At 65.8% G+C, this 12,967-nt stretch carries 12 protein-coding genes; 8 read left to right on the forward strand and 4 right to left on the reverse strand.

The window, feature by feature from the left end; translation table 11 throughout:
• The first annotated feature begins 162 nt into the window (after positions 1-162).
• From CCO03_RS03005 to CCO03_RS03010, 3 genes are all read left to right on the forward strand, one after another.
• Complete coding sequence (locus tag CCO03_RS03005; RefSeq protein WP_087277075.1) at positions 163-462, forward strand: DUF1010 domain-containing protein; 300 nt, start codon at positions 163-165, stop codon at positions 460-462.
• Between the two features lie 14 nt (positions 463-476).
• Positions 477-974 (forward strand): hypothetical protein, encoded by a 498-nt coding sequence (locus tag CCO03_RS19420; protein ID WP_157667469.1) that lies wholly within the window; start codon positions 477-479, stop codon positions 972-974.
• A 76-nt stretch (positions 975-1,050) separates the two neighbouring features.
• Complete coding sequence (locus CCO03_RS03010) at positions 1,051-2,334, forward strand: YecA family protein (protein ID WP_087277078.1); 1,284 nt, start codon at positions 1,051-1,053, stop codon at positions 2,332-2,334.
• 76 nt (positions 2,335-2,410) lie between these two features.
• Here CCO03_RS03010 and CCO03_RS03015 read toward each other — a convergent pair whose 3' ends face one another.
• Positions 2,411-3,658 carry a mechanosensitive ion channel family protein gene (locus tag CCO03_RS03015; RefSeq protein WP_087277081.1) on the reverse strand — a complete coding sequence of 416 codons (1,248 nt, stop codon included), beginning with the start codon at positions 3,656-3,658 and terminating at the stop codon, positions 2,411-2,413.
• Between CCO03_RS03015 and CCO03_RS19425 the strand changes: the two genes are divergently transcribed.
• The 5 genes from CCO03_RS19425 to fusA all read left to right on the forward strand — a co-directional run bounded on the left by CCO03_RS19425 (position 3,657) and on the right by fusA (position 8,697).
• Positions 3,657-3,830: a hypothetical protein gene (locus tag CCO03_RS19425; RefSeq protein WP_157667470.1), complete on the forward strand. Its 174-nt coding sequence runs from the start codon at positions 3,657-3,659 to the stop codon at positions 3,828-3,830. The two genes, CCO03_RS03015 and CCO03_RS19425, sit on opposite strands and share 2 nt — an antisense overlap.
• A 36-nt stretch (positions 3,831-3,866) precedes the next feature.
• Positions 3,867-4,355, forward strand: coding sequence for a Cys-tRNA(Pro) deacylase (gene ybaK, locus CCO03_RS03020; RefSeq protein WP_087277084.1), 489 nt, complete (start codon positions 3,867-3,869; stop codon positions 4,353-4,355).
• A 179-nt stretch (positions 4,356-4,534) separates the two neighbouring features.
• A complete protein-coding gene (plsY, locus tag CCO03_RS03025; protein WP_418236038.1) occupies positions 4,535-5,167 on the forward strand; it encodes a glycerol-3-phosphate 1-O-acyltransferase PlsY in 633 nt (210 codons plus the stop codon).
• Between the two features lie 83 nt (positions 5,168-5,250).
• Positions 5,251-5,796: a peptide deformylase gene (def, locus tag CCO03_RS03030; protein WP_087277087.1), complete on the forward strand. Its 546-nt coding sequence runs from the start codon at positions 5,251-5,253 to the stop codon at positions 5,794-5,796.
• 843 nt (positions 5,797-6,639) lie between these two features.
• Positions 6,640-8,697, forward strand: a complete 2,058-nt coding sequence (fusA, locus tag CCO03_RS03040) for an elongation factor G (RefSeq protein WP_087277092.1) — start codon at positions 6,640-6,642, stop codon at positions 8,695-8,697.
• A gap of 197 nt (positions 8,698-8,894) precedes the next feature.
• Here fusA and CCO03_RS03045 read toward each other — a convergent pair whose 3' ends face one another.
• The 3 genes from CCO03_RS03045 to mtgA all read right to left on the reverse strand — a co-directional run bounded on the left by CCO03_RS03045 (position 8,895) and on the right by mtgA (position 12,817).
• Positions 8,895-11,063, reverse strand: coding sequence for a TonB-dependent receptor domain-containing protein (locus tag CCO03_RS03045; protein WP_087277095.1), 2,169 nt, complete (start codon positions 11,061-11,063; stop codon positions 8,895-8,897).
• 389 nt (positions 11,064-11,452) lie between these two features.
• Positions 11,453-12,004 carry a crossover junction endodeoxyribonuclease RuvC gene (gene ruvC, locus CCO03_RS03050; protein ID WP_087277098.1) on the reverse strand — a complete coding sequence of 184 codons (552 nt, stop codon included), beginning with the start codon at positions 12,002-12,004 and terminating at the stop codon, positions 11,453-11,455.
• Between the two features lie 93 nt (positions 12,005-12,097).
• Positions 12,098-12,817 carry a monofunctional biosynthetic peptidoglycan transglycosylase gene (gene mtgA, locus CCO03_RS03055; RefSeq protein WP_236904181.1) on the reverse strand — a complete coding sequence of 240 codons (720 nt, stop codon included), beginning with the start codon at positions 12,815-12,817 and terminating at the stop codon, positions 12,098-12,100.
• Between the last annotated feature and the right edge of the window lie 150 nt (positions 12,818-12,967).

Consider the following 12,967-nt stretch of genomic DNA (forward strand, 5'->3'; position numbering starts at 1 on the left):
GGTACCGCTCCTTGTCTGTTTTCAGGTCGAGAAGAAGCTAAAGGACAGAGGTCAGATCTCTGTTGCTAAAGCAGGCGGCTAACCATTCCATCGAGAGGACGCTGTCCGGCAAGCCGGCCAGCGCCTCTCATGTCAAACGTTAGCCGTCTCGTATCCCGCGTCATGCAGGCACGCATTCATTCCAGCGCTTCGCCTTTCTCCCAGGTTTCTTCTCGCGGGTTTTGGCGCTGCGCTGGGCTTCGCTTGCGTTGGTTGGATCGATTTCAAGTCTTTTTGGCCGCTGGCGCCCGTTTATCCAGCGCCGCCTGCTATCTTTCTTGCAGCGCTGCTCCGCTTCCGTGGCCCAGCGCTTTTCCGTGGGCTGCGCACGTCTGCACATCGCGGCGCTCCCTCTTTGCCTTCTGGCCTAACCATTCGGTCAAGCCGATCCGCCTTCGGCGGCCGGCTTACTTCCGCCGTTAGCCACAACACAACGCATGTCAGAAGAAAAAAACTTAGAGCTTCTTAAAATTCGAATCTCCATATGGGAGAAAGTTGTTGATGTACAAATGCATTTCAATGATTTATGTTTGAGAATTAGAAGTTTCTCAATATCGATACTTGGCGTATTGCTTGGAGCCGCAGCAATCGCCTACAGATTTGCCGGCCATGTCAGCATCTTTGATTATAAAATACCTACCGCATCAATATTTATTGCTATTTCAGTAGTTGTTTGGCTTGCTTTTTATCTCATGGATAGATTTTGGTATCATGAATTGCTTAAAGGCGCTGTTCACCATGCGCAGAAAATTGAAGAATCACTAAAGCAATTTACTCCTGAAATTGAGCTTGCAAATTCCATCAGAGAGCAAAGTCATAAATCTCTAAAAATGAATGCCGCAAAAAAGTTGAACATTTTTTATTTGAGTATTTTATTTGTTCAGTTGCTCGCACTTGCTTTTCTTTCCACAGACATTGTCAAAGTTTCTGGCTAACATAGCGCTCAAGCGGACCGGCCTTCGGCCGGCTCGCTTAGCTACTTCGTTAGGCCTCAGAACCCACTACTCCCGCATGCGAAGACTACTTGCAACCGACCTTGGCATCTGGCCGATGATCCAAAGTCAAGAGCGCGCCTCGGACATGATGGTGAACAGTTCGGCTTATTGGGCGCGACTGGCCGACTACCTTCTCATGTACGACCAGATCGTAATCCCGACCGGGAATCTGCAGATCCTGTCTGTGCTCAGGTTTATGCTGGGCGACGATGTCCTTCTCGAACTTCTAGAGACAAGAACAATCGTCTTCGCCCGATTCGATCAGTGGTTCGGATACGTCGGTACTGCCGGCGTCATCTTCTTCAAGGTCGGAGACGGACCCGAGAATCAACGATCGACTCCCAATTTGGCTACGGGCCACTTCTTGCCACTCGATAAGGCAGTCGATGCCGTGTTCTTAGCCATGAACCCGCCATCGACGACCGAAACTAGGCAGAGGTACAAGACACTCCTGCTGGACCGCACGGCGCAGCTTGCAACGGAATCACTTCTAGAGGGAGTTCGCGCTGAGGCCTATCGCGATATCAGGGACAGTCCGTACCTGCAGGCGTTGTTGTCTGTGCGTAATGGCGGTCGTGCCATTGAGAACTTGAAAGGAAGCAAGGCAGATACGGTTACCGTCTTCAACCCTCACGTCCCAGCCGAGAAGAATGATCCGCCTGAAATCAGAGCAGTCCTCCGTGTCGTGTTTGAAAACTTCCTTCTTGGTATAGGCGGCAAGACGGAGGTGAACGAACTCACAGGTGACTCGTCATCTCTTTCTGTTCTGCAAGCAAAGGGGCAGAGGCTTGGCTTCTCACCGCATGGTCGTGAAGCCTTCGCCCAAATTCAGCAAGTCTCAGGCGTACCTGACATTGGGCTGGCCTTTGGCAGCAAACAGTTGACGGCTCGCCAAGTCATGAACTTACGGCAGTCGAAGCATGGTCAGGCCTTCCGAGACTGGCTTGCAGCGGGGAGCCCATCGGCAAGCGCCCAAGAAACCCTGCGACGTTACGTCGAGAGCGTCGGAAAGCCCAGTTTCTTTGAGTCGCTCCCCGCAAAGCTTCTTCGCTTCACTACTACAACTACCTGGGGGGCTCTGGAGCCGATTTCTGGAGCTGCAGTTGCTGGAGCGGACTCGTTCCTTCTGAGCAAGTGGTTTCCTGGCACGAGCCCACGCCTGTTCATGCGACAAGCGAAGGTCGTATCTACTAACTCGCCGGTTATCAAAGCTCCGCAGCAGAAGGGGCGAGATCGCAACGCGCCTTGCTCATGCGGTAGTGGGAAAAAGTACAAGCAATGTTGCGGTAAGCTGAACTGAGGCCTAACCCATCATTCCAGCGGACTGCCCTCGGCAGCCGCTGAATTCAAACTGTTAGTCCGCTCCAAAATCGCGCTCATCCCGCATCCAAGCCACGCCACTGCCGCATATCCACCCCGCTGGGCGACTGGTACAGGCGCAGCCCGAATTCGGGGAGGATGGCGATGAGGTGGTCGAACAGATCGCTTTGCACGCGCTCGTACTCCACCCAGGCCACGGACCGGGTGAAGCAGTAGATCTCCATGGGGATGCCCTCGGCCGCCATGGCCAGCTGGCGCACCATCAGCGTTTTGTCGCTGTGGATGTCGGGGTTGGCGCGCAGGTGCGCCAACACGTAGGCGCGGAAGGTGCCCAGGTTGGTCAGGCGGCGCTGGTTGGTGGCCACCTCGGCCAGCTCGCCCAGGCGGGCGCGGCGTTCGGCGTTGGTGGCCTGCACGGCCTCGCGCTTGTCGCCCAGGTAGTCGCTGATCAGCTGCACCTGGCTCAGGCGGGTGATCTCTTGTGCATCGAGGAAGCGCACGCTGGCCGCGTCGATGAACAGGCTGCGCTTGATGCGGCGCCCGCCGCCCTCCTGCATGCCGCGCCAGTTCTTGAAACTCTCAGACATGAAGCGCCAGGTGGGGATGGTGGTGATGGTCAAGTCCCAGTTCTGCACGCGGATGGTGTTGAGGGCGATGTCGATCACCGCGCCGTCGGCGCCGGCCTGGGGCATCTCGATCCAGTCGCCCAGGCGCACCAGGTCGTTCGAGGTGATCTGCACCCCGGCCGTGAAGGACAGCAGCGTGTCCTTGAACACCAGCATCAGCACGGCCGACATCGCGCCCATGCCCGAGAGCACGATGAGCGGTGAGCGGTCGATCAGGCTGGCGACGATGACCACCAGCCCGATGGCCGCCAGCAGCAGCTGCGCCAGCTGGATGTAGCTTTTGATGGAGCGCTGCTGCTGGCCCGTGACGCCGGCATGGGACAGGGTGCTGTGCAGGTACACGTCCAGCAGCTTGATGACGCCGCGCGTGAGGTGCAGCACCGTCAGCGCCAGGGCCACGTTGCGCACCACGGTGTTCATCTGGCTGGTGGGGCCCGCGAACAGCGGCAGGCCAGCCTGCACCAGCAGCGAGGGCAGGGCCTGGGTGAAGCGCTTCACCACGTCCACGTGCAGCAGGTGGGCGGCCCAGCCGCTCAGCCGCTGGCGCAGCAGGGCGGCCATGCGCCGGGCCATCCAGGCCAGCAGCCCGCCCAGCGCACCGCTGGCCAGCACCAGCGAGCTCAGTTGCAACAGGGTTTGCCAGTGGGGATCCAGGGCGTCAAACCAGGCCATGTCCATGGGCCAGAACTCCTTTCAGGAAGCGGCGCGCGCGGCGCGCAAAAAACCGTCGATTCTGCAGGCGCGGGAATGCCGGCACGCAAGCCAGGCGTTTGCGGCGGCCTTGGCAGGCGCTGGCTGGCGCATGGGCCTGCGTCTCGGCGCGGCGCATCGGCCGGCTGCCAAGCCCTGACAATCGACGCTTTCTTCACCGGCCTGGACCGCTTCCATGGGCAAGAAACACGTTTCCGAAACCCCCGCCACGGCCTTGCTCAAGGCCAGGGCCGTGGCCTTCACCGAACACACCTACGACTACGTTGAGCATGGCGGCGCCCAGCACAGCGCGGCCGTGCTGGGCTGGGACCCGCACCACGTGGTCAAGACGCTGGTCATGCAGGACGAGGCGGCCAAGCCGCTCATCGTCCTCATGCACGGCGACCGCAGCGTGTCGACCAAGAACCTGGCCCGCCAGATCGGGGCCAAGCACGTCGAGCCCTGCAAGCCCGAGGTGGCGCAGCGCCACAGCGGCTACATGGTGGGCGGCACCTCGCCGTTCGGCACCAAGCGCGACATGCCGGTCTACGTCGAAGCCGGCATCCTGGCGCTGCCGCGCATCCTCATCAACGGCGGCCGGCGTGGCTACCTCATCGAGATCGATCCGCAGGCCTGCGTGCAGGTGCTGGCCGCCCAGCCCGTCGAGTGCGCGCTGCCGCTGTGAAGGGGCGGCCTCGCCCGACGGAGCTATTGCGCCGAGGGTCAGAGCACGGACTGCCGTGCCGTGCACAACCGCTGGGGTGGTGGGCCTGACGGGCTTCATCGCGCAGGCGGTCATCCGGGTGCGCGGTGTGCGGGGGCCGTGACGCACAATCGCAGCCGATCAGTTTTCCGGAGATTCGCGTGAACCCAACCCTGCTGTCCCTGCTGGCCATCGTGGCGGCCTACCTGATGGGCTCGCTGAGCTTTGCCGTGATCGTCAGCCGCGCCTTCGGCGTTGCCGATCCGCGTACCTTTGGCAGCGGCAACCCCGGCGCGACCAACGTGCTGCGCTCGGGCAACAAGAAGGCGGCGGCCGTCACGCTGCTGCTCGACGCCGTCAAAGGCTGGCTGCCGGTGGTGCTGGTGAAGGCGTTCGGCCCCGCCTACGGCCTGGGCGAGGGCACGCTGGCGCTGGTGGGCCTGGCGGCGTTCATCGGTCACCTGTACCCGGTGTTCTTCCGCTTCAAGGGCGGCAAGGGCGTGGCCACGGCAGCCGGCGTGCTGCTGGGCATCAGCGGCTGGCTGGGGGCGCTGGTGCTGGCCGTGTGGATCGCCACGGTGCTGATCTCGCGCTACTCGTCGCTGGGTGCGTTGCTGGCCGCGCTGGCGGCGCCGCTGCTCTACATCCTGGGCGACGGCCACCTGTGGGACATGCACCGCCCGGTGCTGGGCGCCGTGGGCGCCATGAGCCTGCTGCTGATCTGGCGTCACCACGAGAACATCAACCGGCTGATCGCGGGCCAGGAATCCAAGGTCGGCAAGAAGAAAAAATGAATGGGGTATGACATGCTTGCCGTTGTATAGGCAACAGTAAAGGCTACATACTGTGAAACGCATGAAAGCAAAGAGAGGGCGCCATGGCCGTGCGTGAGATCCTGAAGATGGGCGATGCCCGCCTGCTGCGCGTGGCCCAGCCCGTGCAGGCGTTCGACACGCCCGAGCTGCACGCCTTGGTCGCCGACCTGCAGGACACCATGGCGGCGGCCAACGGCGCCGGCATCGCGGCACCACAGATCGGCGTCGACCTGCAGGTGGTCATCTTTGGCAGCGGCCGCGTGAACCCCCGCTACCCCGACGCGCCGCCGGTGCCGTTCACCGTGCTCATCAACCCCACCATCACGCCGCTGAGCGAGGCCATGGCCAGCGATTGGGAAGGCTGTCTGTCGGTGCCCGGCCTGCGCGGCCAGGTGCCGCGTTTCGAGCGCGTGCGCTACCAGGGTGTGGATGTCCTGGGCCAGCCCCTGGACCGCGAGGTGAGCGCCTTTCACGCGCGCGTGGTGCAGCACGAATGCGATCACCTCTGGGGCAAGCTCTACCCCATGCGCATCACCGATTTCACGCAGTTCGGGTTCACCGAGGTGCTGTTCCCCGAGCTGGCCGGCCAGCCGCCCAGCGACGACTGACGCGACGCGTGCCACCTTCCCGGCCTGCTGCTCGCCGGGTTGGCCGATGCCGTCCACGGACTGACGCGCGGCCGCTGCGGTGATGGCAAGCCGCCTGATGTTTCAGGCGGCTTGTGTGTGTGTCGACCGGCCATGCCCGCTTCCAGGCGCCGGCCTGCGCGAACCCAGGCAGGCTGGGTGGTTAGTCGGTGCCGCCAAGGTCCGGCCAGTTGGCATGAGCACGAGGTGCGCGGTGCTTGGGTTTTGAAATGCTGTATCGCCGGGGTTACCAGGAAAATTCAACGGGTGTTTCGGTGTACCCCTTGCGGTCAGGGACGCCTGAAAAGCAACCATTTGAGCGCCGCGGGCTGTTGCCCGTGCACCACGTTGCCGGCAGGGGCATGCAGCCGCCCCTTGCAATGGCGCGCCAACGGCCCAGAATAGCGCCCCATGTTCGCAATCCAAACCCCCCGTCGCGTGCTGAAGGTGTCGACCTTCGGCTAGTTGCGCCTGTTCGATTGTGATCGGAAGGCGCTGGCCTTCCGGTGCCCCCAGACCCCGGCAGGCTCGCTCCTCCCGGGGTTTTTCGTTGTGGGCCTTGCCCGCTGGCCTGAAGGCCGGCTTCCCGTTGTCAGGACTTCTCTCATGCGCACGTACGACAAGTTGATCGCCACGATTTCCGCTCGCCGGAGCGTGGCTTGCGTGCGCCCGTGCTTCGGCCAGCACCTGTCGTTGCGGCGGTAGCCGTCCCGGTTCGATGAGTCGGGGCGGGTGACCGCCCCCGGTTTCCCGGCCTGTCCACCGCGTCTGCGCTCGAGCGAGCGCGTCGCACGCCGCGGTGGCCCGCCCAGAGAAAGATTCATCATGACCAACCGTCGCCATTCCCTTCGCAACATCGGCATCATCGCCCACGTCGACGCGGGCAAGACCACGCTGTCCGAACGCATCCTGTTCTACACGGGCGAAAGCCACCGCATGGGTGAGACCCATGCCGGCACCAGCCACCTCGACTTCGACCCGCAGGAGCGCGCGCGTGGCATCACCATCCAGAGCGCGGCCACGACCGTGCACTGGCGCGATGTGCAGATCAACCTCATCGACACCCCCGGCCACATCGATTTCAACCTCGAGGTGGGCCGTGCCCTGCGCGTGCTCGACGGCGCCGTGGTCGTGCTCGATGGCGTGGCCGGCGTCGAGCCGCAGACCGAGACCAACTGGCGCCTGGCCGACCGCCACGGCGTGCCGCGCCTGGCGCTGGTCAACAAGCTCGACCGCGTCGGGGCCGACTTCGGCCGTGTGGTCGACATGCTGCAAACGCGCTTGCAGGCGCCGGCCTGGCCGGTGCAGCTGCCCATCGGGGCCGAAGCCGGCTTCGTCGGCGTGGTCGACCTGCTGCAGATGCAGGCCCGGGTGTGGGACGCCGACGACGCGTCGGCGCCCGCCCGCGTGACGGCGATTCCGCCGGCGCTGCAGGCGGCCGCCGAGGCCGCGCGTGCGCGCCTGGTCGAAGCCGTGGCCGAACACGACGACGCCATCCTGGCGGCCTGGCTCGCGGGCGAGGCCGTGGCGGCAGAGCGCCTGCGCGCGGCCATCCGCGTGGCGGTGCGTGAACGGGCGCTGGTGCCCGTGCTCGCCGCCTCGGCGTTCCGCAACCGCGGCATCGAGCCGCTGCTGGACGCCGTGGCCGACTGGCTGCCGGCGCCCGAGGACCTGCCGCTGCCCGAGGGCGTGCCGGCCGAAGGCGATGCCGCCGACGCGCCGTTCGCCGGGCTGGTGTTCAAGCTGGTGGCCGATGGCCACGGCAGCAGCGCATTCGTGCGTGTGTACGCGGGCCGCCTGCAGGCGGGTGACGTGGTGCTGAACGCCGTGACCGGCCAGCGCGAGCGTGTGGCGCGCCTGTACGAGGTGCATGCCGATCGGCGTGTGGCGGTGACGCAGGCCCAGGCCGGCGACATCGTCGCCATCGCCGGGCTCAAGGACAGCCTGACGGGCCACACCTTGTGTGACCCGCGCCATGTGCTGCTGCTCGAAACCATCGAGGTGCCGCTGCCGGTGATCGACCTGGCCATCGAGCCCAAGGCGCGCGCCGACCAGGCCGCGCTGGCCAAGGCCTTGCAGCTCATGCAGCGGCAAGACCCCAGCCTGCGCGTGCGGCAGGACCCGGAATCGGGCCAGACGCTGCTGTCCGGCATGGGCGAGCTGCAGCTGGAGGTGGCCATCGAAGCGCTGCGCGCCGAGCACGGCGTGTCGCTGAACGTGGGGCGCCCGCAGGTGGCCTACCGCGAGACGGTGGCCGGCACGGCCGAGCTGACGCATGTGCACAAAAAGCAGAGCGGCGGCCCGGGCCAGTTCGCGCAGCTCACGCTGGCGGTGCGGCCGCTGTCGCGCGGCGACGGGGTGCGGTTCGAGAGCCGCATCACGGGTGGTGCGGTGCCGCGCGAGTTCATCCCGGCCGTGGAGGCCGGGGTGCGCCGCGCTGCGCAGGCCGGCGTGCTCGCGGGCTACCCGGTGGTGGACTTCGAGGTCGTGCTGAGCGATGGCGCGTTCCACGAACGCGACTCGTCGGCCATGGTGTTCGAGCTGGCGGCGGCCAGCGCGACCCGGGCCTTGCTGACCAAAGCCGAGCCGCGGCTGCTGGAGCCCGTGATGGCGGTCGAGGTGGTGTCGCCGCCCGAGTACCTGGGCGCGGTCATCGGTGACCTGAACCGGCGCCGCGGCCTCGTCACCGGGCAGGCGCAGCGCGGGGCGGCCAGCGTGGTGAACGCGCAGGTGCCGCTGGCGGAGATGTTCGGCTACATCGGTCAGCTGCGCGCGCTCAGTTCGGGCCGGGCCAGCTACACCATGCAGCTGGACGGCTACCAGGTGGCGCCCGACCGCGTGGTGGCGGCGCTGCGCGAAGGCGACGCCGCCGTGGCGCATTGAGCGCTGGGCGCACGTTGCGCCAGATGTGCAAAGGGGCAGGCCCGGTGGGCCTGCCCTTTTTTTGCCGCCAGTGGGAAGGGTTAAATTCGACCCATTCAAAATATCATGGAGTATCGGTTGATTGCCGTTTATTTGAAAACGGCAATGTCCTCATACTCCATGAAAATTGACAGCGTCTGGCACCGCTGAGCCCGGGCTCAGAACTCGAAGTTGGCCGAGACCCAGAGCGTGCGGCCCGACGGCGCCGTGCCCTTGACCGACTGCGCCGTGCGGTAGTAGGGGCTGCCCACCACGGTTTCGCCCGCGGTGTTGATCCAGGTGCGGTAGCCGCTGAAGTCCTTGTCGAACAGGTTGTAGATGCTGGCGTTGATCGTCGCGTTGCGCGACACCTTGTAGCCGCCGCCCAGGTGGAACAGCGCGTAGCCCTTGAGGTCGCCCAGCGCCTGCTGCTCGAGGCGGCTGTTGCCGGTCAGCGCGCCCGGGTCGCCGTCGAAGCGGCGGCTCTTGCCGCGGTACTCGCCGCGCAGCCAGACGTTGGCGCGCTCGTTCACGGCCCAGTTCAGCTGCAGGTTGGCCACGTGCTTGGCGGTGTCGCTGAGCTTGCCGCTCTTGATGCCATCGACCACGGCCTCGCTGTCGGTCCAGGTGTAGTTCAGGTTGAGCGTCAGGTCCTTGGACAGCGGCACGCGCGTGCCCAGCTCCAGGCCCCAGGTCTTGCCCTCGTCGATGTTGACGGCGTAGTCGGCCGTGGGGTTGGCCGCGCAGCTGGAGATCCACACCGTGCCGCAGTTGCCGCCGCTGCTGATGCGGTTCTTGATCTTGTTGTGGAACAGCGTGGCCGAGCTGGTCCAGCCGGCCTGGTTGTCGTAGAGCACGCCCAGCTCGGTGCTGGTGCTGGTCTCGGGCTTGAGCGTGGGGTTGCCGATGCTGATGACCGTGCCCTGGCCCGTGACCCCGCTGGCGCCGTCGATGAGCTGGTTCAGGCGCGGGGCGCGGAAGCCGCGGCTCACGCCGCCCTTGACCGTGAGGGTGGGGCTGGCGTTCCAGACGGCATAGGCGCGCGGGCTGAATTCGCCGCCAAAGGTTTCGTGGCGGTTGTAGCGCGCGCCAAAGGTGGCGGTCACGCTCTCGGCCAGGCGCCATTCGTCTTCGGCGAACACGGCCCACATCTTCTGGCCGTATTTGCCAGGCAGCAGACCGTCCTTGAACGAGGCATCCCACCATTGCGCGCCCGTGGTCAGCACGTGGGCATCGCCAATCGGGCTCACCAGCTTGGTGTCGACCACGGTGTTCACGGTCTTGAGCTGGCGGTGCTGGCCGACCGAGGGGTCACCCACGGGCACAGCCGCCGACGGGATGGTGCGGCCCAGCGTTTCGGTGGTGCTGCGCATGACGCTGGACTCCAAGCGGCCGAAGGCGAAGCGGCTGTTGTGGCCGAGCGAGAACTGCTCGCGGTTGAAGCGCATGTGGTCGCGGTAGCCCGGCACCGCCGTGGCGGGTGCACCCGTGGTGCAGTTGACGTAGTCGACGTTGCCCAGGCGGCAGTCGCTGTTGTCGTACCAGGTGTGGCCGCTTTCGCCGTCGAGCCAGAACTGGTGGTCGCGGTGGGGGGTGAACGAGAGCTTGGCGCCCAGCGTGTGCTGGCGGCTCTTGGCCGGGCGGGCGTCGCGCCCCACGCCTTCCCAGATGCGGTCCGAGTCGCCGCGGTTGGCCACGTTGCCGCGAATGGCCAGGCCCAGGGTGTCCTGCACGATGGGCCCGCTCAGGTAGAAGTTGAGCTTTTGCTGGCTGCTTTCGCCGCTGTGTTCGGGCACGCCGAACTGGACGCTGGCCGAGCCGCCCCAGGTCTTGGCCACCTTGCGCGTGATGATGTTGACCACGCCGCCCATGGCGTCCGAGCCATACAGGGTGGACATCGGGCCGCGGATCACCTCGATGCGCTCGATCGCCGACATGGGCGGCAGCAGGCTGTTCAGCGCGGCGCCAAAGCCGTTGGGCGTCACATCGCCCGCCACGTTCTGGCGGCGGCCGTCGATCAGCACCAGCGTGTAGTCGCTGGGCATGCCGCGGATGCTGATGTCCAGCCCGCCGGTCTTGCCGGTGCTGCCGCGCACGTCCACGCCTTCCACCGACTGCAGGGCTTCGGCCAGGTCGCGGTAGGGCGTGGTCTCGAGCTGCTGGCGCGTGATCACGGCGATCGAGGCCGGCGCCTGCTTGAGTTCCTGCTCAAACCCCGACGCGGTGATCACCACTTCTTCCAGGGTGGCATTCGAAGCCTCTTGGGCACAGGCAAAGCCAGACGACAGGGCGGCCGCAAGGGCGGCGGCCTGGGTGCGTGACGGACGGGAAGCGGCGGCAGGGTGCATGGGGGAAAGCGGGTGGGTTGAGGTTAAAAGTTACATTTTAATGAGAATTGTTTGTATTTCCTGTCAATTCCCTGCAGATCAAGGCCTTTTGGCGGAATTGGGTGAATGTGACAAGTTGTGTTAGTTGCGAGGCAATCGGCCGCCTGGCGCCATCGCTCGTTCAGGGGCCCCGAATGGCACCGCGTGCGCCGCCCTGAGGGCAGGCGGGTGTCGGAGTCGTGGGGGCCGAGCCGCGCCAAGCCGGCATCTGGCAGGGCGCCCCGAAAACACCAGCGGGCCCGTCCGCGCCTGCTTGGCCCTTGGCAACCCGGGGACGCCCTGCGTTGTGTTCAGGCCTGGCCGGTGTCACAACCCGCGCCGCCCAGTGCCCGCCGCAAGGCAGGCCCGGATCAGGCCCGCCGGCGGCCGCCGCGGTACATGCCGCTGGCTTTGCGGTCCAGCGCGCCTTGTGACTTGAGCAGGGCCAGCCCGGTGCTGGCGTGGGCGTGGGCGATGGCCAGCCCCAGGGCGTCGGCGGCGTCGGCGCGCGGGGCCTTGGGCAGCTTGAGCAGGCGCTGCACCATGGCCTGCACCTGGGCCTTGGCGGCGCGGCCGTGGCCGGCCACGGCCAGCTTCATCTGCAGCGCGGTGTATTCGGCCACGGGCAGGTCGCAGCTGACGAGGGCGGTGAGGCAGGCGCCACGCGCCTGGCCCAGCAGCAGCGTGGCCTGGGGGTCGACGTTGACGAAGACGATTTCGACCGAGGCCACCTCGGGCTGGTAGCGCGCATGCACCTCGCGGATGCCGTCGTACAACACGCGCAGGCGACCGGGCAGGTTGCCCAGCTCCACCTCCAGCGTGGAGATGACGCCGCTGGCCACGTAGGTGAGCCGGGGGCCGTCGGTGTCGATGACGCCGAAGCCGGTGTTGCGCAGGCCGGGGTCAATGCCAAGGATGCGCATGCGGGTTTTGAGGCAAAATGGATGCAGTATCCATGGATGGTCGTTTGAATGAGAACGAGGATGGCTGGATACTGCGTGTCGTCAAAAGGAGATTCACGGCGGCGTCACCTGCTGCATGCGCGCGGCGATGCGGGCGCTCTGGCGCTGCACATAGGCCGAGTTGGGGCGTTGCTCGAAGAACTTGGGGCGCGGCAGCATCACGGCCAGGCGGGCCGCCTCGGCGCGCGTCAGCGCGCTGGCGGGCTTGTTGAAGTAGCGCCGCGCGGCGGCTTCGGCGCCGAACACGCCTTCGCCCCACTCGACGTTGTTGAGGTAGACCTCGAGGATGCGGCGCTTGGACAGCACGGTTTCCAGCTCCTTGGTCAGCACCAGCTCCTGGGCCTTGCGCGGGTAGCTGCGCTCGCTCGACAGCCAGAGGTTCTTGGCCAGCTGCTGGGTGATGGTCGAGCCGCCGCGGATTTTCACGTTGCCCACGGGCTGATCGGCCTCGGCGCGCTTTTCAGCGGCCTCCATCGCCTTGGCGTTGCGGTCCCAGGCCTTTTCGATGGCCTCCCATTCCACGCCCGAATGCTCGGTGAAGCGCGCGTCTTCCGAGGCCATCACGGCGCGCTTGAGGTGGTCGGAGATCTGGCCATACGGCACCCACTGCTGGCGCCACGGGCGCGGCTGATCGCCGATGGCCAGGCGCCAGATCTCGCTGCGCTGAAAGGCCGTGGATTCGGGCGCGACGACGGTGGCCAGGCCCACCCGCAGCGCGAAATACAGCTGCAGGCCGATGGCGGCCAGCACCAGCAGCACGAGGAGGCGGCCCACGTCCGCCCGGCGGCTGCCCGAAGGCGCCGATGCCGCGTCGCGCGCTGCGCCGCGGCCCGTGGCGGCGAGGCTGAACACGCCGCCCGTCTGGCGCAGCCGCTCGCACCAGGGGCAGCGCTTGCGGACCGCCGGTGCCGGGCGCGCACTCGC

Source organism: Comamonas serinivorans (genome assembly GCF_002158865.1).
Taxonomy (GTDB): domain Bacteria; phylum Pseudomonadota; class Gammaproteobacteria; order Burkholderiales; family Burkholderiaceae_C; genus Comamonas_E; species Comamonas_E serinivorans.

Bases quoted from the DNA above. Each gene is read 5' to 3' on its own strand.
- CCO03_RS03005 (WP_087277075.1), top strand. From the start codon at position 163: ATGCAGGCACGCATTCATTCCAGCGCTTCGCCTTTCTCCCAGGTTTCT.
- CCO03_RS19420 (WP_157667469.1), top strand. From the start codon at position 477: ATGTCAGAAGAAAAAAACTTAGAGCTTCTTAAAATTCGAATCTCCATA.
- CCO03_RS03010 (WP_087277078.1), top strand. From the start codon at position 1,051: ATGCGAAGACTACTTGCAACCGACCTTGGCATCTGGCCGATGATCCAA.
- CCO03_RS19425 (WP_157667470.1), top strand. From the start codon at position 3,657: ATGGGCCAGAACTCCTTTCAGGAAGCGGCGCGCGCGGCGCGCAAAAAA.
- CCO03_RS03015 (WP_087277081.1), bottom strand. From the start codon at position 3,658: ATGGACATGGCCTGGTTTGACGCCCTGGATCCCCACTGGCAAACCCTG.
- ybaK (WP_087277084.1), top strand. From the start codon at position 3,867: ATGGGCAAGAAACACGTTTCCGAAACCCCCGCCACGGCCTTGCTCAAG.
- def (WP_087277087.1), top strand. From the start codon at position 5,251: ATGGCCGTGCGTGAGATCCTGAAGATGGGCGATGCCCGCCTGCTGCGC.
- fusA (WP_087277092.1), top strand. From the start codon at position 6,640: ATGACCAACCGTCGCCATTCCCTTCGCAACATCGGCATCATCGCCCAC.
- CCO03_RS03045 (WP_087277095.1), bottom strand. From the start codon at position 11,063: ATGCACCCTGCCGCCGCTTCCCGTCCGTCACGCACCCAGGCCGCCGCC.
- ruvC (WP_087277098.1), bottom strand. From the start codon at position 12,004: ATGCGCATCCTTGGCATTGACCCCGGCCTGCGCAACACCGGCTTCGGC.